At 68.6% G+C, this 22,002-nt stretch carries 20 protein-coding genes and 1 pseudogene; 10 read left to right on the forward strand and 11 right to left on the reverse strand.

All coding sequences use genetic code 11. The annotated features are described in order from the left end of the window. Positions 1-40: 40 nt before the first annotated feature. From ACEWX3_RS25970 to ACEWX3_RS25985, 4 genes are all read right to left on the reverse strand, one after another. On the reverse strand, positions 41-1,198 hold the full coding sequence (locus ACEWX3_RS25970) for an ABC transporter substrate-binding protein (RefSeq protein WP_286188569.1): 1,158 nt from the start codon (positions 1,196-1,198) through the stop codon (positions 41-43). 187 nt (positions 1,199-1,385) lie between these two features. Next, a complete protein-coding gene (locus ACEWX3_RS25975) occupies positions 1,386-2,033 on the reverse strand; it encodes a GntR family transcriptional regulator (RefSeq protein WP_374158105.1) in 648 nt (215 codons plus the stop codon). Positions 2,034-2,169: 136 nt separating this feature from the next. Then, positions 2,170-4,029, reverse strand: coding sequence for a Na+/H+ antiporter NhaA (gene nhaA, locus ACEWX3_RS25980; protein WP_374158106.1), 1,860 nt, complete (start codon positions 4,027-4,029; stop codon positions 2,170-2,172). Then, positions 4,022-5,161 (reverse strand): glycoside hydrolase family 76 protein, encoded by a 1,140-nt coding sequence (locus ACEWX3_RS25985; RefSeq protein WP_374158107.1) that lies wholly within the window; start codon positions 5,159-5,161, stop codon positions 4,022-4,024. The genes nhaA and ACEWX3_RS25985 overlap by 8 nt, the downstream gene beginning before the upstream one ends. Before the next feature lie 73 nt (positions 5,162-5,234). On the opposite strand from ACEWX3_RS25985, the gene ACEWX3_RS25990 reads away from it, so the two are divergent. Both ACEWX3_RS25990 and ACEWX3_RS25995 read left to right on the forward strand, forming a co-directional pair. Next, on the forward strand, positions 5,235-5,768 hold the full coding sequence (locus ACEWX3_RS25990; RefSeq protein WP_207068098.1) for a TetR/AcrR family transcriptional regulator: 534 nt from the start codon (positions 5,235-5,237) through the stop codon (positions 5,766-5,768). After that, positions 5,765-7,369, forward strand: a pseudogene (locus tag ACEWX3_RS25995) (MFS transporter); the annotation flags it as partial. The gene ACEWX3_RS25990 and the pseudogene ACEWX3_RS25995, both read left to right, overlap by 4 nt. Here the strand turns inward: ACEWX3_RS25995 and ACEWX3_RS26000 are convergent. The 4 genes from ACEWX3_RS26000 to ttfA are packed head-to-tail and all read right to left on the reverse strand — an operon-like array spanning position 7,259 to position 10,402. Continuing rightward, the gene (locus ACEWX3_RS26000) at positions 7,259-7,933 is read right to left on the reverse strand and encodes an RNA methyltransferase (RefSeq protein WP_221350219.1); all 675 of its coding nucleotides are present in this window, start codon (positions 7,931-7,933) and stop codon (positions 7,259-7,261) included. The pseudogene ACEWX3_RS25995 and the gene ACEWX3_RS26000 overlap by 111 nt on opposite strands. Continuing rightward, complete coding sequence (locus ACEWX3_RS26005) at positions 7,926-8,789, reverse strand: hypothetical protein (RefSeq protein WP_374159960.1); 864 nt, start codon at positions 8,787-8,789, stop codon at positions 7,926-7,928. Before ACEWX3_RS26005 ends, ACEWX3_RS26000 begins: the two co-directional genes overlap by 8 nt. A gap of 36 nt (positions 8,790-8,825) precedes the next feature. Next, on the reverse strand, positions 8,826-9,602 hold the full coding sequence (locus ACEWX3_RS26010) for an SDR family NAD(P)-dependent oxidoreductase (protein ID WP_374158108.1): 777 nt from the start codon (positions 9,600-9,602) through the stop codon (positions 8,826-8,828). A 14-nt stretch (positions 9,603-9,616) separates the two neighbouring features. Then, a complete protein-coding gene (gene ttfA, locus ACEWX3_RS26015) occupies positions 9,617-10,402 on the reverse strand; it encodes a trehalose monomycolate transport factor TtfA (RefSeq protein ID WP_207068101.1) in 786 nt (261 codons plus the stop codon). 105 nt (positions 10,403-10,507) lie between these two features. Here ttfA and ACEWX3_RS26020 point away from each other — a divergent pair, with 105 nt between their 5' ends. Then, entirely contained in the window at positions 10,508-11,185 is a 678-nt protein-coding gene (locus ACEWX3_RS26020; RefSeq protein ID WP_374158109.1) for an SDR family NAD(P)-dependent oxidoreductase, read from the forward strand. Positions 11,186-11,331: 146 nt separating this feature from the next. Here the strand turns inward: ACEWX3_RS26020 and clpB are convergent, their stop codons facing one another. After that, positions 11,332-13,878, reverse strand: coding sequence for an ATP-dependent chaperone ClpB (gene clpB / locus ACEWX3_RS26025; RefSeq protein WP_374158110.1), 2,547 nt, complete (start codon positions 13,876-13,878; stop codon positions 11,332-11,334). 161 nt (positions 13,879-14,039) lie between these two features. Between clpB and ACEWX3_RS26030 the strand changes: the two genes are divergently transcribed. The 7 genes from ACEWX3_RS26030 to ACEWX3_RS26060 all read left to right on the forward strand — a co-directional run bounded on the left by ACEWX3_RS26030 (position 14,040) and on the right by ACEWX3_RS26060 (position 19,919). Beyond that, positions 14,040-14,657: a hypothetical protein gene (locus ACEWX3_RS26030; protein WP_374158111.1), complete on the forward strand. Its 618-nt coding sequence runs from the start codon at positions 14,040-14,042 to the stop codon at positions 14,655-14,657. A 158-nt stretch (positions 14,658-14,815) separates the two neighbouring features. Further along, positions 14,816-15,973: an ABC transporter substrate-binding protein gene (locus tag ACEWX3_RS26035; protein WP_374158112.1), complete on the forward strand. Its 1,158-nt coding sequence runs from the start codon at positions 14,816-14,818 to the stop codon at positions 15,971-15,973. Beyond that, on the forward strand, positions 15,970-17,262 hold the full coding sequence (locus ACEWX3_RS26040) for an FAD-binding oxidoreductase (RefSeq protein WP_374158113.1): 1,293 nt from the start codon (positions 15,970-15,972) through the stop codon (positions 17,260-17,262). Before ACEWX3_RS26035 ends, ACEWX3_RS26040 begins: the two co-directional genes overlap by 4 nt. Beyond that, positions 17,259-17,939, forward strand: coding sequence for a GntR family transcriptional regulator (locus tag ACEWX3_RS26045; protein ID WP_207068107.1), 681 nt, complete (start codon positions 17,259-17,261; stop codon positions 17,937-17,939). The genes ACEWX3_RS26040 and ACEWX3_RS26045 overlap by 4 nt, the downstream gene beginning before the upstream one ends. Before the next feature lie 62 nt (positions 17,940-18,001). Beyond that, positions 18,002-18,700 carry an ABC transporter ATP-binding protein gene (locus tag ACEWX3_RS26050; protein WP_207068130.1) on the forward strand — a complete coding sequence of 233 codons (699 nt, stop codon included), beginning with the start codon at positions 18,002-18,004 and terminating at the stop codon, positions 18,698-18,700. Further along, positions 18,697-19,548, forward strand: a complete 852-nt coding sequence (locus ACEWX3_RS26055; protein WP_207068108.1) for an ABC transporter permease — start codon at positions 18,697-18,699, stop codon at positions 19,546-19,548. Before ACEWX3_RS26050 ends, ACEWX3_RS26055 begins: the two co-directional genes overlap by 4 nt. Next, positions 19,545-19,919 carry a VOC family protein gene (locus ACEWX3_RS26060; protein ID WP_374158114.1) on the forward strand — a complete coding sequence of 125 codons (375 nt, stop codon included), beginning with the start codon at positions 19,545-19,547 and terminating at the stop codon, positions 19,917-19,919. The genes ACEWX3_RS26055 and ACEWX3_RS26060 overlap by 4 nt, the downstream gene beginning before the upstream one ends. Position 19,920: 1 nt before the next feature. Here the strand turns inward: ACEWX3_RS26060 and ACEWX3_RS26065 are convergent, their stop codons facing one another. Both ACEWX3_RS26065 and ACEWX3_RS26070 read right to left on the reverse strand, forming a co-directional pair. Beyond that, positions 19,921-20,709, reverse strand: coding sequence for a putative hydro-lyase (locus ACEWX3_RS26065; protein WP_374158115.1), 789 nt, complete (start codon positions 20,707-20,709; stop codon positions 19,921-19,923). A 9-nt stretch (positions 20,710-20,718) separates the two neighbouring features. Then, entirely contained in the window at positions 20,719-21,963 is a 1,245-nt protein-coding gene (locus tag ACEWX3_RS26070; RefSeq protein WP_374158116.1) for an NRAMP family divalent metal transporter, read from the reverse strand. Positions 21,964-22,002 lie beyond the last annotated feature (39 nt).

The raw sequence follows: 22,002 nt of genomic DNA on the forward strand, positions 1-22,002 counted from the left end.
TGGGGTGGGCGGCCACCGGGGTGACCGCCCACCTCACCGGCTAGCGATCGAGTACCTCGCTCAGTGCCGGATCGAGCTCGAGCACGTCGACCTGCGTCCAGGCGCCGTCGACGATGAACTGTTCACCGAACAGCGGCGCGGCCAGGTTGTTGGCGTCGTTGAGGTCCAGAGTTCCCGAGGCGCCGTGATAGTTGATCTCGTTGCCCGCTTCGAGCTCCCGAACACCGTCGGCGTAGGAGAACACCTCGACGCCGCCGGGACTGAGCACCTCGGGGATAGCGGCCGCGATGTCGGCACCTTCGGTGCTTTCCGCCTTGGTGATGGCCAGCGCCAACGCGATGTACTGGTCGTATTGGTTCGCGTCGTAGACCCCGGCCGCCGGATCCTCCCCGGTCTTGGCTTTGAAGCGCTCCGCAAAGCTCTGGTAGGCCGGTGATTCGGTGTCGTAGGCGGCGATCGCGCCTACGGCCACCCCGTCTTCCAGTTCTGGCATCAGCGAGCCGATGGGGGGCGTGACGAGGTCGGGCGAGACGAAGAACTTTCCGCCGTATCCGCGGCGTTGCCATTCCCGCAGAATCACCGACCCTGCTTCGTGCCCGGCGGCGAGGTAGACCGCGTCGGGGTTCGCGTCGAACGCCTGGGCCAGCTCGGCCTGATAGGAGGATCGGCCCGGGTTGAACCGGACGTCGGCGACGACCTCACCGCCGACGCCTTCCTCGAACACTTCCTTGAAGATGTCGGCGGGTTCGGACAAACCTTCGGTGTTCTGCGCCATGATGGCGACCCGCTGGATTCCCTCGTCGCGGGCGAACTGCGCCGCGATGGTGCCGCCGTCGGTGTCCGAACCGGTGATACGCCAGATGTATTCGCCGCCGGCATCGTCGAGTTCCGGGGTGCCGCAGCCTGGGCAGAATACCGGGATCTCCAGCTCGTTGGCACTGTCACGAATGGCGAGGCCGCCCGTCGACTCGACGCCGCCGACGGCCACCACACCCTCGACGTCGACCAGCCGAGAGAAGCCCTGAACAGCACCTTCGACAGTGGACAGGTTGTCCGCCGCGACAAGTTCGACGGGTTTGCCGAGCACTCCCCCGTTGTCGTTGATTTCGTCAATGGCCACCGAGACAGCGGCTTGTGACGGCTCGTAGTACGACGAGTAGTCGCCGGTGATGCCGTTCAGCCAGCCGAATTTGATCACGTCATCGTCGGCACCGCCACCTCCGCTACTGCACGCTGTCAGCAGGAGAGCGGCACTGGAGACCGCGCCAATGGCTCGTTTGGTTCTGTTCACTGTTTTCCTTTCTCGGCTCGGTCGACCAGGTCGGCGTCGTCGTCGGTGTCGGCGCCGAAAATCCATGCCCTCCAGGCGAACCCAGGGGTCAGGCTCAGGAGCTGACCTCGTCATTGGCCAGCAGATATCGGACGATGAACTCGTGGGAGGTTTCGAGATGAGTGCGGGTTAGCGCGTACAGCCCTGGGCCGTCACCGGTTTTAGCGGCCTCGAGAATCGCGGCGTGTTCTTCTTGGAGATGCTCGACGTTGCCGATCACCGCCAGGTGCAGATAGAGGTAGCGGTCGGCGAGCTTACGAAGCTGATCGATGTGCGCGATGGTCATCGGCCGGTTCGCCCGGTGATACATGGTGGCGTGGAAGTTGGCGTTGGCTTCCAGCCACTCGACGACGTCGGTGGTTTCGGACATCGTTTCGTAGTGCCCGGTCATCTGGATGATTTCGGCGCGACCGATCTGCGGTACCGCCATCTGGGTCAGCGTGGGCTCGACCGCCATCCGCAGCTCGTACAGTTCCTGTAGTTCGAGGATGGACAGCCGCCGCGAGTACGGGATGCCGTCGAGCATGACGACCAGCCCCTCGGCAACGAGTGCCTGCATCGCGTCGCGCACCGGTATCCGGCTGACCCCGAACTGCTCTGCCAGCTTCGAATACGACAGCCGCACTCCGGCGCCGATTTCGCCCGTGAGCAGTGCATGGCGAAGCTTGTTCACCACGGCGTGCCCGACGACTGACGATGCCATCACACCTACCTGTATCTGTGATCCGTATTACGTATACAGAACGTAGCTTTACGTATTCATAAGGTCAATGCCGAATACTAAATGGCGCATGTTAAATACAGATGCGTGCTGTTTCGCACAGGTTTCGCCGGTGGAGCTAGGCCTTCGGTGAACGGCTCTCTTCGAGCGCGCGGATCAGGCTGGCGGCGTCCCACGGGCCTCTGTGGCGCAGACCATTGACGAACAGCGTGGGTGTCGCGTTGAGGTCCATCGCCTCGGCGTCCTCGGCGTCGTCGGTCACCCGGTGCAGCACCTTCGACGAGTGCACGCGCACATCCTGGTCGAACTGATCGATGTCGCAGCCCGCCGCGACCGCATAGCGATACATGTCCGACCACTCCAGGTCGTCCTGATGGGCGAACAGCTCGCGGGCCATCTCCCAGAACCTGCCCTGCAGCGCCGCCGCTTCGCTGGCCCGGGCCGCGTCGAACGCCCGCGGATGTGCACGTTCCAGCGGGAAATGTCGCCAGACGTACCGCAGCCGGTCGCCGAAGTGATCGCGCACCTCGTCGATGGAACCGGTCGCGCGACTGCAGAACGGGCACTCGAAGTCGCCGTACTCGACCAGCGTCAGCGGTGCGTCGTGCCGCCCGCGGACGTGATCGCGGTCGGGATCCACCGGCCGCAGCAGCTTGAGCCCGACCGGTTCGGGCGGGCTGAGCCAGTCGGTGATGCGGAACACCGCCCAGCCGAACACGAACGCAAGCACCGACGCCGCCAGCACACCGATGCGGGCCTGATCCTGGCGTTCGGGTTCGGCGATCGCGATGTCGACGATGAACAGCGAGATGGTGAAGCCGATTCCGGACAGTGCGGCGCCGCCGGCGATACGCCGCAGCGTCAGCCCCGGGACCAGTACACCCAGACCGCTACGACGCATGAACCAGGTGGCGGCGGTGATGCCGACGAACTTGCCCAACACCAGCCCGGCGATGATGCCCCAGGTCAGAGACGACCGCACAGCGGTGGACAGGGTTTGCGCATCGAGACGAACCCCGGCGTTGACCAACGCGAACAACGGCAGGATGAAGAACGACACCGCAGGCCCGACGCTTTCCTGCAGCCGTTCGTTGATCGAGATCGACTCCCGCAGCGAGCGGCTGGCAGCCCGCGCGTACTGCGAGTTCGGGGACTGCCGGAAGGCGCGGATCTGCTCGACGGCCTGCTCCACCGGCCGGCGCTCGGGGGTGAACACCGGGATCAGCAGGGCGACCGCGACGCCGGCCAGTGTCGGGTGGACGCCGGCCAGGTACAGCGCGATCCACAACGCCACACCGAGCACCGCGTAGGCGGGCCCGCGGGCCGTGGGCAGGAACCTCACCGTCGCCAGCGCTGCCAGCAGCGCGACCGCGCTGAGCAGCGGCACGACCTGGATGCTGTCGGAATAGAACAGCGCGATCGCGCCGAGCGCACCGACGTCGTCGACGACCGCCAAGGTGAGCAGGAAAACCCGCACCCGGGCGGGGAACATCGGCCGGATCAGCGCCAGCGCACCGACGAGGAAGGCGGTGTCGGTCGAGATCACCACGCCCCACGCCGCGGCGTTCTCCCCGGACGGGTTGAACGCCAGGAACACCACCGCCGGCAACACCAGACCGGCCGCGGCAGCGACGACGGGCACCGCCGCGCGCGAGCGGTCGGTCAGCTCGCCGATGGTGAATTCACGTTTGACCTCGAGTCCGACGATGAAGAAGAAGAACGCCATCAACGCGTCGTTGACGAAGTGCTTGACCGACATGTCGAAGTGGTGGTCGCCGAATGCGACACCGAGATGGGTCTCGAGCAGCTCTGAATAACTCTGCGCCCACGGCGAATTGGCCCACAGGATGGCGATGACGGTGAACCCGAGCAGTAGCGCGGCGGCGGTGTTGTCCGATGTCGACGTGGTCTTCGACCCGCGGTTGACCCGCCGCGACGGCAGCAGCGGGAAACCCCGCGACGACGGGAGCTCACTCACCAGATTCGTCGCCCGCGACGGTTTCCGATTCGTCGCCCGCGACGGTGCACGCGGCCTCCATCAGCATCCATCCCGCCAGCTGCACCGACAGGTCCCGCTCGGGTATCTCCGACGAGTTCACCGCTCCGTCGACGAACTGCGCGTCCGATCCGGCCGGGGTCGGCACCTGGGCGGGGCGGTCCCAGAATGCGCTGAACAGTGGCAGCTCCTCGGCGGTCTGCCGGCCTTCCCACGCCGCGCGCGCCGAGGCCAGCACGATCGAGCGGGCGGTGTCGCGCGCCGTGTCGTCGTCGGGCGCGTGTCCGGGGAGCATGGTCGTCACCAACGCGAGGTAGCGCGCCAGGATTCCGTTGAACAGCCCGCCGTCGCCCCCGCCGGCGCCCTTGATCACTCCGTCGGGTGCCATGTTCTCGGCGACGGCGGCCACCAGGCGGTGCACCCGCTGCGCGTGCCGGGAGTCCTCGGTGCGTGCGGCGAGTTCCGTCTCCAGTCCCAGCACCACGCCCTGGCAGTAGGTGTACTGGGCACGGACCAGAGACCCGGCCTTGATGCCGTCGAACACCAGGTGGGTCTCCGGATCGATCAGTGTCTCGTCGATCCAGTCGGCCATCTGCTGGGCCCGGCGCAGCCGTTCGTCGTGCCGGGCCAGGAAGATGGCAGCGGGCCCGTTGGCCGGCGCGTTGAAGAACTGGTCCTGTTTGCGCCACGGGATCCCGCCGCCGTCCTCGGGCACCCAGGCCGTGACGAACTGCTCGGTCAGCGTCTCCAGCGCCTTGGTCCGTTCGACACCGGCGATCCGGCCGGCCCGCTCCAGCGCGAGCGCCAACCAGGCCATGTCGTCGTAGTAGTCGTTGGTCCAGCGACCGACGTTGCGCAGCCGGTGCCCGCAGATCTGGCGGGTGATCTGCTTCTGCCGCGCCTCGGTCGGGTCGCGCCGCTGCGCATCGACGAGGTTGTCCAGCAGATGGGCCTGCCACCAGTAGTGCCAGGTGCCGAAGCGGCGGTAGCGCGGGGCGGCGGGCCAGGCCACCACCCCGAGTTGCGTCCCGGGCAGCCCCCACAACCGCCTGAGGTGCCGCCGGGCGATCGCGGCTTCTGCGCTGGCGGCGCGGTTGGCCCACAACTGATCCATCCGTCGATCCTGCCTCACCAGCCACCCGAAACGCTATGAGACAAATTTGTCTCATCTGAGCTATAGTCGTCTCATGTCCACGCGTGAAGATCTGTTGCGCGCCGCCGCCGATTACCTCGGCCGGCGGCCGAACGCGACACAGGACGAGATCGCCTCGGCGGTCGGCGTCAGCCGCGCAACACTGCACCGGCACTTCGCCGGGCGCTCCGCGCTGATGACGGCGCTCGAGGAGCTCGCCATCGCCGAGATGTCCGAGGTGCTGGCCGCCGTCCGGCTGCATGAAGGGCCCGCCGACGAGGCATTGCGACGGCTGGTGACCGCCTGCGAGCCGATCTCCCCGTACCTCGCGCTGCTCTACAGCCAGAGCCAGGAGGATCCGGACACCTGCATAGAGGTGTGGGGTGAGATCGACTCGACGATCACCGAACTCTTCCTGCGCGGCCAGCAGGACGGGGTGTTCCGGCCCGAACTGCCCGCAGCCTGGCTGACCGAGACCTTCTACAGCCTGGTCGCCGCGACCGACTGGTCCATCCGCGCCGGGCGGGTCGCCGCACGCGACGGAACCCGACTGATCACCGACCTACTACTCAACGGAGTGAAGCAATGAGCAGACGCTGGTTTGCCCTCGGCGTCCTGACCATGGCCGTGCTCATCATCGGCGTCGACGGCACCGTGCTCGCACTGGCGATGCCGTTCATCAGCGCCGACCTCTCGGCCAGCGGCACCCAGCTGCTGTGGATCGGCGACATCTACTCCTTCGTGCTGGCCGCGTTGCTCATCAGCATGGGCAGCCTCGGTGACCGCATCGGACACAAGAAGTTGTTGCTCTGCGGTGCAACGGTATTCGGCGTGGTATCGGCCATCACGGCGTACTCGTCGTCGCCGGAGATGCTCATCGCCACCCGCGCCCTGCTCGGGATGGCCGGCGCCACGCTGGCCCCGGCCACGCTGGCGCTGATCCGCGGGCTGTTCCCCGACCAACGTGAACGCAGCATCGCCGTCGGCATCTGGGCGTCGGCCTTCTCGGCCGGTGCGGCGCTGGGCCCGGTGATCGGAGGTGTTCTGCTGGAGCACTTCTGGTGGGGCTCGGTGTTCCTGATCAACATTCCGGCGATGGTCGTCCTGGTCGTCGGCGGTCTGGTGCTGCTGCCCGAACATCGCAATCCCGAGCCGGGACCGTGGGATCTGCCGAGTGTCGGCCTGTCCATGGTCGGCATGTTGGGCGTCGTCTACGCGATCAAGGAGGGCATCGCGGCTGCCGCGCACGGCATCCGGATCGACGCGGTGCTGGCCGCGCTGCTCGGCGCCGCCGCGTTGACGCTGTTCGTGCGCCGTCAGCTGCGCCTTCCCGTCCCGCTGATCGACGTCCGGTTGTTCCGCCGCCCGGTGTTCACCGGCGTGGTGGTGGCGAATCTTCTTTCGGTGCTGGGCCTTTCGGGTCTGGTGTTCTTCCTGTCGCAGTACTTCCAGCTGGTGCGGGGCTACGGTCCGCTGCAGGCAGGGCTGGCCGAACTGCCCGCCGCGGTGACCGCCACGGTGTTCGGTGTGCTGGCCGGGATCGCTGTGCGGTACGTGTCACACCGGTTGGTCCTGACCGCCGGGTTGACGCTGGTCGGGGTGGCGATGGGGACGCTCATGGCGTTCCTGCTGCTGATCTCACCGATCTCCTACCTGCCGCTGGGCATCGCGCTGTTCGTCGTCGGGGTCGGGCTCGGCCTGGCCTTCACCGTGGCCAGCGACGTCATCCTGGCCAGCGTCCCCCCGCAGCGCGCGGGTTCGGCGGCGGCGGTCTCCGAGACCGCCTACGAGCTCGGCATGGCGCTCGGCATCGCCACCTTGGGTTCGATCCTGACCGCGGTGTACCGCACGGTGTCGGTCCCGCCCAGCCTGCCTGCCGAGATCGCCACGCAGGCAAGGGATTCGCTGCCCAGCGCGATCCACGCCGCGCAGTCACTGCCGGCCGAGCAGGCCGAACGGCTGCTCGATCCGGCACGGGAAGCCTTCACCCACGGCCTGGCCGTCGCCTCGGGAGTCGGTGCGGCCCTGCTGCTCTCGGCCGCGGTCGCGGTCTGGTGGCTGCTGCGCACACATCCGGTGTCACCAGGCATCGCCGAGGTCGGCGTGCTGACGGATCCAGGTGTGCATGGCGATTCCGGCGGCGACGGCGGCGTTGATGCTGCGCGTCGAGCCGAACTGTGCGATCGACACCGTCGCATCGGCCCCAACCTTCACCTCGGGGGTGATGCCCGGCCCCTCCTGCCCGAAGACGAGCAGGCAGTCTCGCGGCAGGACCGTGTCCTCGATCCGTGCGGCGCCGGGGACGTTGTCCACGGCCACGACCACGAGTCCCGCACCCGCGGCGAACCGCAGTAGATCGGCCGTGGTGTCGTGGTGGCACAACCGCTGATAACGGTCGGTCACCATGGCTCCGCGCCGGTTCCAGCGGCGCCTACCCACGATGTGCACGGTGTGCACGGCGAACGCATTGGCGGTGCGTACCACCGCGCCGATGTTCGCGTCGTTGCCGAAGTTCTCGATCGCGATGTGCAGCCGGTGCCGGCGTGCGTCGATGTCGGCGACGATCGCGTCCCGCGTCCAATACCGGTACGCGTCGACGACGTTGCGGGTGTCTCCGTCGCGCAACAGATCCGGGTCGTAGCGGGGGTCGTCGGGCGGCGGCCCCTGCCACGGCCCGACCCCGGGGCCGTCGCCCCACTCGGTCGGGCCGGGCAGTTCGGGTTCCGGCGGCTCAGGCTCGCGCAGCTCAGGCATCGACGAGCCACAGCGCGGCGTGGGTCCCCGTCATCGACACCGTCGCATAGAGCAGGGCGTTGTTGATCTCGCCCTGCGTGCACAGCGACACCTGGACCTGCACGCGCTCGCGGGAGGCTTCCGGCAGCACCAGCACCGAGGCCCCGTACTTGTCGCAGGCGTGGCTGAGGCCGCGGCCGTCGATGGTGGGACCGGCCACCACCATCAGTGGGCCGCCGCGTTCGGCGGACTCCTCCCGATACCGCGCCGCCAGCCCGTCGATCTCGAGTCCGATGAGCATGTAACCGTTGCCGGTGAAGGCGGTGGGATCGCCCAGCGCCGACGGGTCCAGCTTCGCGCCGTCGGCCCGGAACGCGTCGACGCTGGTGGTCTTCATCGTCAGACCGGTGTCGTTCTCGTTGGTGGGCAGCACGCCGACCGGAAACGCCGCCGGGTAGGCCGCGGTGGTGCCGGCGATCCGGTCCTCGGACGAATACGCATACACGCCCCGCACCTGCGACTGGTCGCGCAGCGGACCCAGACACACCGTGCCCGTCATCCGGTCCGGCGTCGACGCCGACACGGGGTCGATGTCCAGGTCGGGCACGTCCCCGCAGCCACCGACGGCGTCGGCCTCGATGGGGTGGGCCAGCGCGCCGTAGAGCCCGAACCGGACGTCCCCGGGGGCGACGTGCTCACCCCCCTCCTGCGAGGGCGATGCGTCGATGTCGACCAGCACATAGTCGGCGTCGAAGCGCAGGTTGGCGACCGACATGTTCCAGCCCAGCACCGCCATCGACTCCCCCAGGGCGGCGGTCGGCGCCGAATACACGTCGGAGCGGTCATCTCCCCCGGCACACGAGGTGGCGGCCAGCATGATCGCCGCCAGGAGCACGATCAGCCGCACCGCGGCTCACGTCCGGTCACGGCCCTTGCCCACCACTCGGGTCAGCGCCCGCACCACGTTCCGCGGGATCATCCGTCCGCCGGTCGTCAGCGCCTTGTACTGCAGACCGGGGATGATGACGATCTTGTTTTTGGCGATGTCGGCCAACGTCTCGCGCACCACGTCGTCGACCTCGAGCCACAGAAACGACGCGGTGCCGGCCATGTCGATGCCGGCCCGGGCGTGGAATTCGGTGCGCACGAAACCCGGGCACAGCGCATGAACCCCGACCCCGGTGCCGCCCAATCCGTTGGCCAGCCCTTCGGAGAAGGACACCACCCAGGCCTTGGACGCCGAGTACGTCGACCCGCGGCCCGGCAGCAGCCCGGCGACGCTGGCGACGTTGAGGACCGTGCCCGTCCCCGCGGCCAGCATCGGCGGCAGCGCGGCATGGGTCAGTTGCATGACGGCGGTGACGTTGACGTCGAGCTGGGACTGCAGCAGTGCGTAGTCGGCCGACCAGAACTCCCCCGCTGTGCCGAACCCCGCGTTGTTGACCAGCACCTGCACACCGGCGCGCAACCGGTCGGCAACGGCGGCACGGTCAGCGGCCTGCGCCAGGTCGGCGCGGATCACCTCGACATCAGCACCCGCCTCGTCGCGTAATTCGGCGGCCAATCGGGTCAGACGGTCCTGGTCGCGGGCCACCAGCACCAGGTCGTAGCCGTCCAGCGCATAGCGGCGGGCGAAGCCCTCACCGAGGCCGGACGTCGGCCCGGTGATCAGGGCGACAGGGCGGGACATGCCCTAGACAGTACTTATCGCTGATAGTTCGGCGACTGCCGACCGTTGCGCGTCGGCTGCTGCGCGCGGCCGGGTTCCGGACGCGGCGGCGGGTAGCCGGGTGGCATCTCGGCGCGGCCCGCCGGTGCCGGGGTCAGCGGGCGACTCGGTGAGCCGGTGCGCCGCGGGGCGGGCTGGCCGGCGGCCGTCGACGGCACCGGGGGCAGCACGCGCAGCAGATCGTTGAACTGCCGCACGGTCCGCAGGCCCTCGTCCCACTGGGCGCGCGTGCTGGTCACCGGCATGCTGATCAGGGTCCAGTTCTGCTCGTTCCACATGATCTCCGCGCAGTCGGGCGCGGTGTGGGCGAAGGTGACCATGCGCCGGTCGCAGGCGCGGCGGGCGGCGTCGAGGTTGGTCGAATACACCATCCGGGGGCCGATGGCGCCCAACAGCCAGATGTCGCTTTCGCGGGGCTCCTTGAGGCCCTTGAGCCGCATGTCGACCACCACGTTCGTGCCGACCTTGCGATGCAGCGCGATGACGGTGGCGACGTCCTCGAGATCGAAGATGAACACCGCTTCGCCGCGGATCTGGCCGAGCACGACGTTACGTGCGGTGACGTCGCCCACGGTCGACATCACGCCACGCTTCCAGCGCTGCAGGATGTCAGCGGATTCGGCCTCGTAGTCGAAGCCGTGCGACTTGGCCCACGACTTACGGCGGCGGCCCAGACCGCGGCGTCGATCCAGGTCGACGTACAGCAACACGCCCGCACCCACGAAACAGAGTGCGGACAGCGTGAACCAGAGCGGGACCATTGGCTCCAGAGTATCCGCTTCCGGCGGCGCACTCCGAATCCGAATGGGTCACAACCCGGTCACCTTCTCCCGGGGCCGCCGTCGGCGCTGCCCACGCATACTCGGATGGTGACCGACTTCTCCGGTAAGGCCTACCTCGTCGTCGGCGCCAGCGGCGCACTCGGGTCACGCGTTGCGCAGGCACTCGCCGCGCGCGGAGCCGCGCTGACGGTGACGGGACGCTCCGCCGACGCGCTGGCGGCGTTCGACGGGGCCCATGTCATCATCGCGGATCTGCGGGACCCCGACGCCGGCAGAAGCGTCGTGGCCGCGGCGGTTGAGCAGCACGGGCACCTCGACGGCGTCGTCATCGCCGCGGGCGTGGTGGCGTTCGGGCCGGTGACCGACATCGACGACGACACCGTCGACGATCTGGTGCTGGTGGACTTCCTGGCGCCGCTGCGGGTGGTACGGGCCGCGTTACCCGAGCTGGCCCCCGGCGGGGTGCTCCTGAACATCAGCGCGGTCGTCGCCGAGAAGCCGATGGCCAACATGGCGGTCTACTCGGCGGTCAAGGCCGCCGCGGCGGCACTGTTCACGGCCGTGCGCGGAGAGGCCCGGCGATGCAAGATCCGGGTCGTCGACGTCCGGCCGCCGCACACCGAGACCGGGCTGGCGGGCCGGGCCATCGCCGGCGAGCCGCCGCGGCTGCCCACCGGCCTGGACCCCGACGTGGTCGCCGAGCGCATCGTGAACGCGCTGCTGGGCGACGAAACCGACGTGCCCAGCAGCGCGTTCAGCTGAGTCCCCGCACAGCTGAGCCCCCACACAGCGCGAAACTGCGGTCAGATCGCCCCCAACGGGGATTTCGCGATCTGACCGCAGTCTCGGCGGGGTGTCATCCCAACCCTCGGGGTGTCAGCCCAACCCTCGGGTCTTCGCGCAAGCGCTCATCCCAGCACCAGGGAGTCGCCGTCCGCGCTCACGTTCACCGGCACCACGTCGCCGTCGTGCACATCGCCGGCCAGCAGCATCTTGGCCAGCTGGTCGCCGATGGCCTGCTGCACCAGGCGGCGCAGCGGCCGGGCCCCGTAGAGCGGGTCGAAGCCACGCTCGGCCAGCCACTTCTTCGCCGGCAACGACACCTCGAGCGCCAGCCGGCGCTGCGCGAGGCGCTTATCCAGCTGGGCCAGCTGGATGTCGACGATCGACACCAGCTGCTCGGGATTCAGCGCGTCGAACATGATCACGTCGTCGAGCCGGTTGATGAACTCGGGCTTGAACGCCGCCCGCACCGCCGCCATCACCTGCTCCTCGGTGCCGCCGGCACCCAGGTTGGAGGTCAGGATCAGGATCGTGTTGCGGAAGTCGACCGTGCGGCCCTGGCCGTCGGTCAGCCTGCCCTCGTCGAGCACCTGCAGCAGCACGTCGAACACGTCGGGGTGGGCCTTTTCGATCTCGTCGAACAGGATCACCGTGTACGGGCGCCGGCGCACCGCTTCGGTCAGCTGACCACCCTGGTCGTAGCCGACGTACCCCGGAGGGGCGCCGACCAGGCGTGCCACGGAGTGCTTCTCGCCGTACTCGCTCATGTCGATGCGCACCATCGCGCGCTCGTCGTCGAACAGGAACTCCGCCAGCGCCTTCGCCAGCTCGGTCTTGCCGACACCGGTCGGGCCCAGGAACATGAACGAACCGGTGGGCCGGTTCGGGTCGGCGACACCGGCGCGACTGCGGCGAACCGCGTCGGACACCGCGGCGACGGCCTTCTTCTGCCCGACGACGCGACGACCCAGCTCCTCCTCCATGCGCAGCAGCTTGGCCGTCTCACCCTCGAGCATCCGGCCCGCCGGGATTCCGGTCCACGCCGACACCACCTCGGCGATGTCGTCGGGACCGACCTCCTCCTTGAGCATCACGTTCTCGCGGACCTCGGCCTGCGGGACCGCGGCGTCGAGCTTCTTCTCGACCTCGGGGATGCGCCCGTAGCGCAGCTCGGCGGCCTTGGCCAGGTCACCGTCGCGTTCGGCGCGGTCGGCGGCCCCCTTCAGGTCCTCCAGCTGCTGCTTGAGCTCGCGCACCACATCGATGGCGCCCTTCTCGTTCTGCCAACGGGTGGTCAGCTCGGAGAGCTTCTCCTTGTAGTCGGCCAGCTCGGCCCGCAACTTCTCCAGGCGTTCCTTGGAGGCGACGTCCTCCTCCTTGGCCAGCGCCATCTCCTCGATCTCGAGGCGCCGCACCAGGCGTTCCACCTCGTCGATCTCGACGGGGCGGGAGTCGATCTCCATCCGCAGCCGCGAGGCCGCCTCGTCGACGAGGTCGATGGCCTTGTCGGGCAGGAACCGCGACGTGATGTACCGGTCGGACAGCGTCGCCGCGGCCACCAGCGCCGAGTCGGTGATGCGCACACCGTGGTGCACCTCGTAGCGCTCCTTGAGGCCACGCAGGATGCCGACGGTGTCCTCGGGAGACGGCTCGCCCACCAGCACCTGCTGGAAGCGGCGTTCCAGCGCGGCGTCCTTCTCGATGTACTTGCGGTACTCGTCGAGCGTGGTCGCCCCGACCAGCCGCAGCTCACCGCGGGCCAGCATGGGCTTGATCATGTTGCCGGCGTCCATCGCCGACTCGCCGGTGGCGCCGGCGCCGACGATGGTGTGCAACTCGTCGATGAACGTGATGATCTGCCCCGCGGAGTTCTTGATCTCGTCGAGGACGGCCTTGAGGCGTTCCTCGAACTCACCGCGGTACTTGGCGCCGGCCACCATCGAGCCCAGGTCGAGCGAGATGACGGTCTTGTCGCGCAGGCTCTCGGGCACGTCACCGGCCACGACGCGCTGCGCCAGGCCCTCGACGATGGCGGTCTTGCCCACGCCGGGCTCGCCGATGAGAACCGGGTTGTTCTTGGTGCGCCGGGAGAGCACCTGCACGACGCGCCGGATCTCGTTGTCACGGCCGATCACCGGGTCGAGCTTGCCTTCCCGGGCCCGGGCGGTCAGGTCGGTGGAGTACTTCTCCAGCGCCTGATAGCTGCCCTCGGGGTCCGGGCTGGTCACCCGCGCGCTGCCGCGCACCTTCTGGAACGCTTCGCGCAGCGCCTGCGGGGACGCGCCGTGGCCGGTCAGCAGCTTGGCGACGTCGGTGTCGTTACTGGCCAGGCCGACCAGCAGGTGTTCGGTGGAGACGTACTCGTCGTCCAGTTCGGTGGCCAGTTGCTGGGCCACAGTGATGGCGGCGATCGACTCCCGGCTCAGCTGCGGGGTCGTGCTGGCACCACTGGCCGTGGGCAGCCGGCCGATCAGGCGTTCCGCTTCGGCGCGGATCGTCGCAGGATCAACTCCGACCGCCTCCAACAGCGGGCCGGCGATGCCGTCGTTCTGGGTGAGCAGCGCCATCAACAGGTGCGCGGGCATGATCTGTGGGTTGCCCGCGGTGGTGGCCGCCTGCATCGCCGAGGTCAGTGCCGCTTGGGTCTTCGTGGTCGGGTTGAACGAGTCCACGACACCTCCATTCATCGGTGGGAAAAATGCTTGTCCTCTAGGCCAACGCAGTCAAGGTTGAGTCTGTTCCGCTCAACTCTAGAAAATTTCCGGCAATTTTGCACGCCCAACACAGCCCCTGGTCGCCGGAGCTGAGGACGCGTCCGGGTTAACGTCCCAAGATGGCCGACTTCGGTGACTTCGAGTTCGAACGGAAGTTCTTCGTGCTCGACATGCCGGCCGTGGCGGCCTCCGACCCCAGTCCCGCCCTCATCGCCCAGGCGTATCTGTTCGCCGCCGACGGGTACGCGGTACGGGTTCGACTGCAGGGGCCCGCGCCCGCCGACCTGGACGCCAGCCTCGCCGAGCTGCTGACCATGCTGGGTGACGATGCGATCGGCACCATGACCGCCAAGGGGCCGGCCGCGGGCGGCACCCGCTACGAGGCCGAACGCGAGCTCGACGCGTTGGTGGCCGGCCAGATCGTCTCGCGGGCAGCGCATGTCGTGCTCAAGGTGCGGTCCTCGGTCTGGCTGGGCGAGGACGGCTGGATCATCGACCGGTTCCTCGCCGGCAACGCGCCGCTGATGATGGCCGAGGTCGAGCGGGACGGACCCGTGGTCGACCTGACCATCCCGTCGTTCTGCACCACCGAGGTCTCCGAGGACGACCGGTTCCGCAACGAATACCTGGCCGAGCACCCGTTCGGCACCTGGGCCGAGTCCTACCGCCGCGAACTCGACGCGGTGGGCCCGCGCTTCGTCGGCAGCCTGGGACGCAACCAGTTCGAGAGCCGCTGAGCGTCGATCGGTCCGCGCACCCCCGCACCACCTGGCAAACACCGACGACGCGGCGGCTCTCGCCGATGCGCGTGCGGGCCGCGGCGCACCGTCAGCCGTCGAGCGATCTTCACGACCACGTCACAACCCCGAAACAGCATGCCCACAACATTGCGGGCATGGATGTATACAAGATTGCCCGCACCGCATCGGTGCTTGCCGCGGTCGGCTCGGCCGCCGCGCTGGCCGGCTGCTCCTCGGATCCCGCACCCGAGGCCGGGTCCGACGAACGTGCGGCCGCGGCCTACACCACCGACCTGTCGGGCGTCTGTCCCGACACCGTGGTCATCCAGACCGGGTGGTTCCCGCAACCCGAACGCGGCTACCTGTACCAGCTCATCGGCACCGAGGGCGTGGTCGATGTGGACAAAGGCGCCTACGTCGGGCCGCTGGGCTCCACGGGCGTCGATCTGGAAGTGCGCGTCGGCGGCCCGTACGTCGGCGATCAGTCCGCGGTGTCCATGCTGTACCAGGATCCCGACATCCTGCTCGGCGAGATCAACACCGACGAGGCACTCAACCTCAACGCCGAGTTCCCGACGGTCTCGGTGTTCGCGCCGCTCGAGCAGAGCCCGCAGGTACTGCTGTGGGACCCCGAGAAGCACGAGTTCGGCTCGATGGCCGACATCGGAGCCTCCGGCCTGCCGGTGCTGGTCTACGGCTCCGACGACCCCTGGGTCACCTACTTCGTCGAGGAAGGCCAGCTGACGGCGGGCCAGATCGACGACAGCTACGACGGTTCGCCGTCGCGGTTGGTGGCCAGCGGCGGCGACGTGGTGCAGCAGGGCTATGTCACCAGCGAGCCCTACACCTACCAGCACGACTTCCCGGAATGGGGCCAGCCGGTGGATTCGCTGCTGCTGGCCGAGGCCGGCTACAACCCGTACGAGAACGCGCTCGGCGCCACCCCGGAGACCCTGGAGCAGCGCCGCGACTGCCTCGCCGGTCTGGTGCCGCTGCTCCAGCAGGCCCAGGTCGACTACATCAGTGATCCCGCACCGATGAACGAGCGGCTCGTCTCGATCGTCGAGGAGCTGGCCAGTTCGTGGACCTTGACTCTGGACGCCAACGAGTTCGCCACCGAGACGATGCGGGAACGCGGCGTGGTCGGAAACGGCGCCGACGGAACGCTCGGCAACTTCGACCCGGCCCGCGTCGCGGAGTTCGCGGCGCTGGTGACACCGATTCTGGCCGAGTCCAACCCTGACTTCGTCCCTGTCGACGACCCGGCGGTCGTCTACACGAACGAGTTCATCGATCCGGAGATCGGCCTGTGACGGTCTCGGCCGATCTGGCCGACGAGCTCATCGCGCTCGTCGGCCGGCCGGGGGTGGAGACCAGACCCGAGGTGCTCCACCGGTTGTCGCGGGACTTCTCCTGGCTGTCACCGATCCTGTCGCGCGATCTGCGCTCGGTGCCCGCCTCCGTCGCGGTCAGTCCCGAGCACACCGATCAGGTCGCCGACGTGCTGGACTTCGCCTACCGGCGCCGGCTGGCGGTGACGCCGCGCGGCGCCGGCACCAGCAACTACGGTCAGTCCGTTCCGATGGCACCGGGCATCGTGCTCGACACCACCCGGCTCACCGGCATCATCGACATCGACGCGGACAGCGTCGTCGTCGAGGCGGGCGCCACCTTCGCGTCGCTGGAAGAGGCGCTGGCCGAACACAACCGGGAGGTCGCGGTGATGCCGAGCACCGTGACCAGCACGGTCGCGGGCTTCCTGTCCGGCGGCAACCAGGGCATCGGCTCCATCGAGTTCGGTTCCATCTGGGACGGCTGGGTCCGGGGCCTCACCGTCGTCGGTTGCGTGCAGGACCCCGAACCCGTTGACATCACCGGCGATTCGATGGGCCGGCACCTGCACGCCTACGGCACCACCGGCATCATCACGCGAGCCAGGTTGGGTACCGCGCCCAAGCGGGACCGCACCGTGCTGTTCGCCGCGTTCGACACGCTCGCCGCGGCCACACGGGCCGGACGCGAGCTGATGGATCTCCCGGTACCGCCACGCGCGATCTCGGTCGACGACCGCGCCGTCTGGGAGACCTTCATCGCGCACGACGGTCACGACGGCGCGGTGCTGCTGCGCGCCATGCTCGAGGTGGGCACCGCCGAGGCGGCCCGCACGATCACGGGCGCGGCCGGGGGCCGGGTCACGGCGATCGACGACACCGCCGTGCGCGCGATGACCAGCAGCGTCTACAACCACAGCACGCTGCGGGCTCACCGCTGCGATCCAGGGCTGGCGGCGGTGCAGATCCGCGGCGAAGCCGTGGTCGAACACGAAAAGGCCGTCCGCGCAACGCTTCCGGACGCCCGCATCCATCTGGACGGGAACGCCCCCCGGCGTTACGGCAAGGGCTTCTCGGGCCTGCTGCTGTCCACGTGGGTCGACGACGAGACGCTGACCAGAGGCATCGAGGCCCTCCGTGCGCTGGGAGTCGTGGTCGTCAACCCGCACACCTGGCTCGTCGGCAGCCACGGTGGCCTCGACGGCTACCTGGCGGCGGCGGCCACATTCGATCCGCGCGGACTGCTCAACCCGGGCAAGCTGATGCCATGACCGACGCACTGACCCGCCGATCGCGCCTGGACCCGCTGCACGAACGTGTGGCCCACCGTCTGCGCGAAGAGATCATCAAGGGCTGGCGTGCCCCCGGAACGGCGCTCGGCGAGGCGGAGGTCGCCGCCGAGCTCGGTGTCTCACGCAACCCGGTGCGCGAAGCCGTGCGAGTGCTGGAAGCCGAAGGTTTCCTGGTGTCACGGCCGGGGCGCGGCGTGGTCGTCGCGCGCCTCGACGAAGACGAAGCACGAAGCATTCTCGAGGTCCGGGCGAACCTGGAAACGCTCATCGCCCGCTCGGCAGCGCAACGGCGCACCGACGCGCACCTGGCGCAACTGCATCGGGTGATGGGCGAGGCCGAAGCCGCGATGGCGCAGGATCGCCTCGACGACCTGGCCGCCCTCAACACCGAGTACCACGATCTGCTGGCACAGGCCAGCGGCAATCAGGTCGCGCGCCGCATAATCGCCGATCTGATGAAGAAGGTGGCGTGGATGTACTCGGTGGACATCGCCAACCGGGCAGCGTCGTCGTGGCACGAACACGCCGACCTGCTCAACGCCATCGAAGCCGCCGACGTAGAAGGGGCCGATCAGTTGATGAGCGTGCACATCGCCAACGCCACCAAGGACTTCTCGTTGAAGTACCGGCGCGACCCGATCGAGGAGATGCTGTGAGCGCCGTCGCCGTCGCACCCAACGACACTGTCGTACAAGGCCTTCGACTATCGGGGGTGAGCATGCGCTACCCGGACGGCACCGAAGTGCTCGACGGCGTCGATCTGGAGGTGACGCCCGGACAGATGGTGAGCATCGTCGGCGCGTCCGGTTGCGGGAAGTCCACGGTGCTCAAACTCGCCTCGGGTCTGCTGCGTCCCACCGCCGGAACGGTGTCGGTGCGCGGGGAGCTGGGTTACGTCTTCCAGGACCCCACGCTCATGCCGTGGCGCACCCTGATCGGCAACGTCGGCTACCTGGCCGAGCTCAACGGCGTCAAGAGGGCCGAACGTCGCCGCCTCGCCCAGCAGGCTATTGACCGCGTGAACCTCTCCGGTTTCGAAAAGCACTACCCGCGACAGCTTTCCGGTGGCATGCGGATGCGGGCGTCGATCGCCCGATCGCTGACGCTACGCCCGGACGTCTTCCTGTTCGACGAGCCGTTCGGCGCACTGGACGAACTGAGCCGCGAACGACTCAACGACGAACTCATCGAGGTCTTCCGGGACGCCCCGTTCGCCGGGGTGTTCGTGACGCATTCCATCGCCGAGGCGGTGTACCTGGGCACCCGGGTGCTGGTCATGTCGCCGCGGCCGGGTCGCATCGTTGCCGACATCGACGTGCCATTTGCCTACCCGCGTGGCGACGACTTGCGCTACTCGGCGCAGTTCGCCGAAGTCTGCGCCGCGGCCTCGGAGGCGTTGCGGGCGGTGAGCCGATGAGCACGACCACCGAAGAACCGCGAGTCCTCGCTGCGTCCACGACCACCGCGACGCCACGTCGCGCGGCGGCGCACCGCGCCCGTCGCATCGTGCTTCCCGCACTGGTGCTGTTGGCCGGTCTGGCGCTGTGGGTGGCGGTCACGTACCTGGTGCTCGACGAGCGCCGCCGATTCCTGCTGCCGCCGCCGTGGGCGGTCGCCCACACCGGTCTGGTCGACCCGGTTTCGCGTTCGGCCATCGTCGCCGCGCTGACCCAGACCGCGACGGTCGCGTTGACCGGGCTCGGGGTAGCCGTGCTCGTCGGTGTCACGATCGCGGTGCTGATGAGCCAGGCCCGCTGGCTCGAGGAGTCGATCTATCCGTATGCGGTGATCGTTCAGACGCTGCCGATCGTCGCGATCGTGCCGTTGGTCGGGTTGTGGCTCGGGTTCAACTTCTCCAGCCGGGTCATCGTGTGCGTGGTGATGAGCCTGTTTCCGATCATCACCAACACCCTGTTCGGGCTCAAGTCCGCCGACCCGGGCCTGCACGACTTGGCCACCCTGCACAACGCGTCGCGCTGGACCCGGCTGCGCACCATCGCCTTCCCGAATGCGCTGCCCGCGATGTTCACCGGGATCCGGATCGCCGGCGGACTGTCGGTGATCGGCGCGATCGTCAGCGACTTCTTCTTCCGCCAGGGCTATCCGGGGATCGGCCGGCTGCTCGACATCTACCGGGCGAACCTCAACTACGAGGGCCTCATCGCCGCGATCTTCGCGTCCTCGTCGCTGGGCATCGTCGTGTTCTGGTTCATCGGGTGGTTGGGGCAGCGGGTGACCGGAGCGTGGACGGGGCCGGGCCGATGAGCGCACGCTTGGACCACATCGCCGTCGAGGTCGGCGATTTCGACGACCGCATCGCGATGTTGCAGCGGCTCGGCATGGTGGTGCGACGGGTCGGCTCGCTCAGCGCCGACCCCGGCCGCAGGATCGCGATGCTCTCCGATGAACGCGGGTTCAAGCTCGAGCTCATCGAGTCCGGCGCCGACGGGCTGGCTCACCTCGCCTTCGAGGTCGATGACGTCGACGCGGCGGCCGCGTCACCTCCCCCGCCGCTGCAGGTGACGCGCCCGCCCTACCGCCTGGGTGCGGCCAGGGCCGATTCGGCGATGCTGACCGACGACGGCGGGTTGACCGTGCAGTTCGTCCGCTACGACGCCGACAGCCCCGATCGGTGACTCACGGTACGACCAGAGCGGCGTCGCGCAGATCCGTGATCAGCATGTGCCCGGGGGCGTGACCGATCGCCAACGGCGGGCGAGACTGCATGACGGCCGCCTGCGGTGTCACACCGCAAGCCCAGAAGACGGGTATCTCACCCGGCAGCACGGTCACCGGTTCACCGAAGTCAGGCGCCGCGAGATCGGCGATACCCAGCGCGGCCGGATCGCCGACGTGCACCGGGGCGCCGTGCACCGAGGGATAACGCGAGGTGATACGCACCGCGTCGGCGACCTGTTCAGGCGCCACCGGCCGCATGGACACCACGAGCGGGCCGCTCATCCGCCCGGCCGAGCGGCACATGCGGCTGGTCCGGTACATCGGCACGTTGCGCCCCTGTTCGATGTGGCGCATCGCCACCCCTGAATCCTGCAGTGCCGCTTCGAAGGTGAAACTACAGCCGATCAGGAAGGCGACGAGGTCCTCGGTCCAGAACTCGACCACATCGCTGGGCTCGGCGACGAGCTCTCCGTCGACGTAGACCCGGTAGGCCGGCAGGTCGGTGCGGATGTCGCCGTCGGGAAGCATTGGGCCGCTGCGGTTTCCGGGTTCGAGGACGTCGAGTACCGGGCAGGCCTTCGGGTTCCGCTGAGCGAACAGCAGCACGTCGTAGGCATGGTCGCGCGGCACGGCGATCAGGTTGGCCTGGGCGTAACCCGCCGACCATCCCGCGGTCGGAACCCTGAGCCCGGCGCGGAATCGGGTCCGCGCCTGCGCGGGCGAGATACCGGCCGGATCAGCGGACATGGGCGGGGATCAGCTCCACACCCCGGGCAGCTCGCTCAGCGACATCCACCCGAGGTACAGCGTCAACAGCCACACGGCCAGCGCAATCACCTTCAGCCACAGCGGATACCGATATCCGCCGAGCAGGTCGCGGCGCATCCAGGCCACCCAGACCACGATGGTGAAACCGATCGGCAGGATCAACCCGTTGAACGCGCCGGCGAAGATGAGCAGCTTCACCGGCGCGGCGCCGAGCAGCACGAACAGCGCGGCGCTGACCGCGATGAAACCCACCGTCAACACGTTCTGCCGACGCCGGGACGTCTCCGATCTGGTGAGAAAGGACACCGAGGTGTACGCCGCACCGATCACCGACGTGATCGATGCCGCCCAGAGGATGACGCCGAAGAAGACACCACCGGCGGCGCCGAGGGCGGTCTCGAAAGCCGAGGCGGTCGGATTGTCCTTCGCCAGGGCGACGCCGCCGGCGGTCACACCCAGGATCGCCAGGAACAGCAACGCCCGCATGACACCGGTGACGAGGATGCCGTACACCGAGGCGGTGGTGATGCGTCCGACGTTGGCGGGTCCGGTGATGCCGGTGTCGAGCATCCGGTGCGCACCGGCGTAGGTGATGTAGCCCCCCACGGTGCCGCCGACGATCGTCGTGATGGCGAGGAAGTCGATCGACTCGGGCAGCACCGCGTTGCGCAGCGCCTCACCGAGCGGTGGCCGCGACACGATGGCGGTGTAGGCGGTCATCGCGATCATTCCGGCCCCGAGGACGACGACGATCCGGTCCAGCGCGACGCCGGCCCGCTTGCTCAGGAACACGCCGATGGCGATCAGCGCGGAAACCGCACCTCCGATGCGCGGGTCGAGGCCGAACATCGCGTCGGTACCCAGCCCCGCCCCGCTGGTGTTGCCGATGTTGAAGACCAGGCCGCCCAGTACCACCAGGGCCGCCAGCGCATAGCCGACACCCGGCAGTACCCGGTTGCCGAGCTCGTGGGCGCGCAACCCCGAGACACCGATCACCCGCCACACGTTCAACTGCACGGCGAAGTCGATGACGATCGACGCGACGATCGCGAAGGCGAAGGCGGCACCGAGGCGCATGGTGAAGTCGGTGGTCTGGGTGATGAAGCCGGGCCCGACCGCGCTGGTCGCCATCAGGAACATGGCCCCCAGCAGAGCCACCCGCGTCGATTCCGCGGGCGGTCGAGGCTTTTCGGACACGTCGGGGTCGAGCGCGGGGCGTTCGGGCGTTGTCATGTGTGAGGTCCTCACCGTCGCCGCAGTGGTTGGCCGCTG

The organism is Mycobacterium sp. G7A2 (assembly GCF_041902445.1).
Lineage (GTDB): Bacteria > Actinomycetota > Actinomycetes > Mycobacteriales > Mycobacteriaceae > Mycobacterium.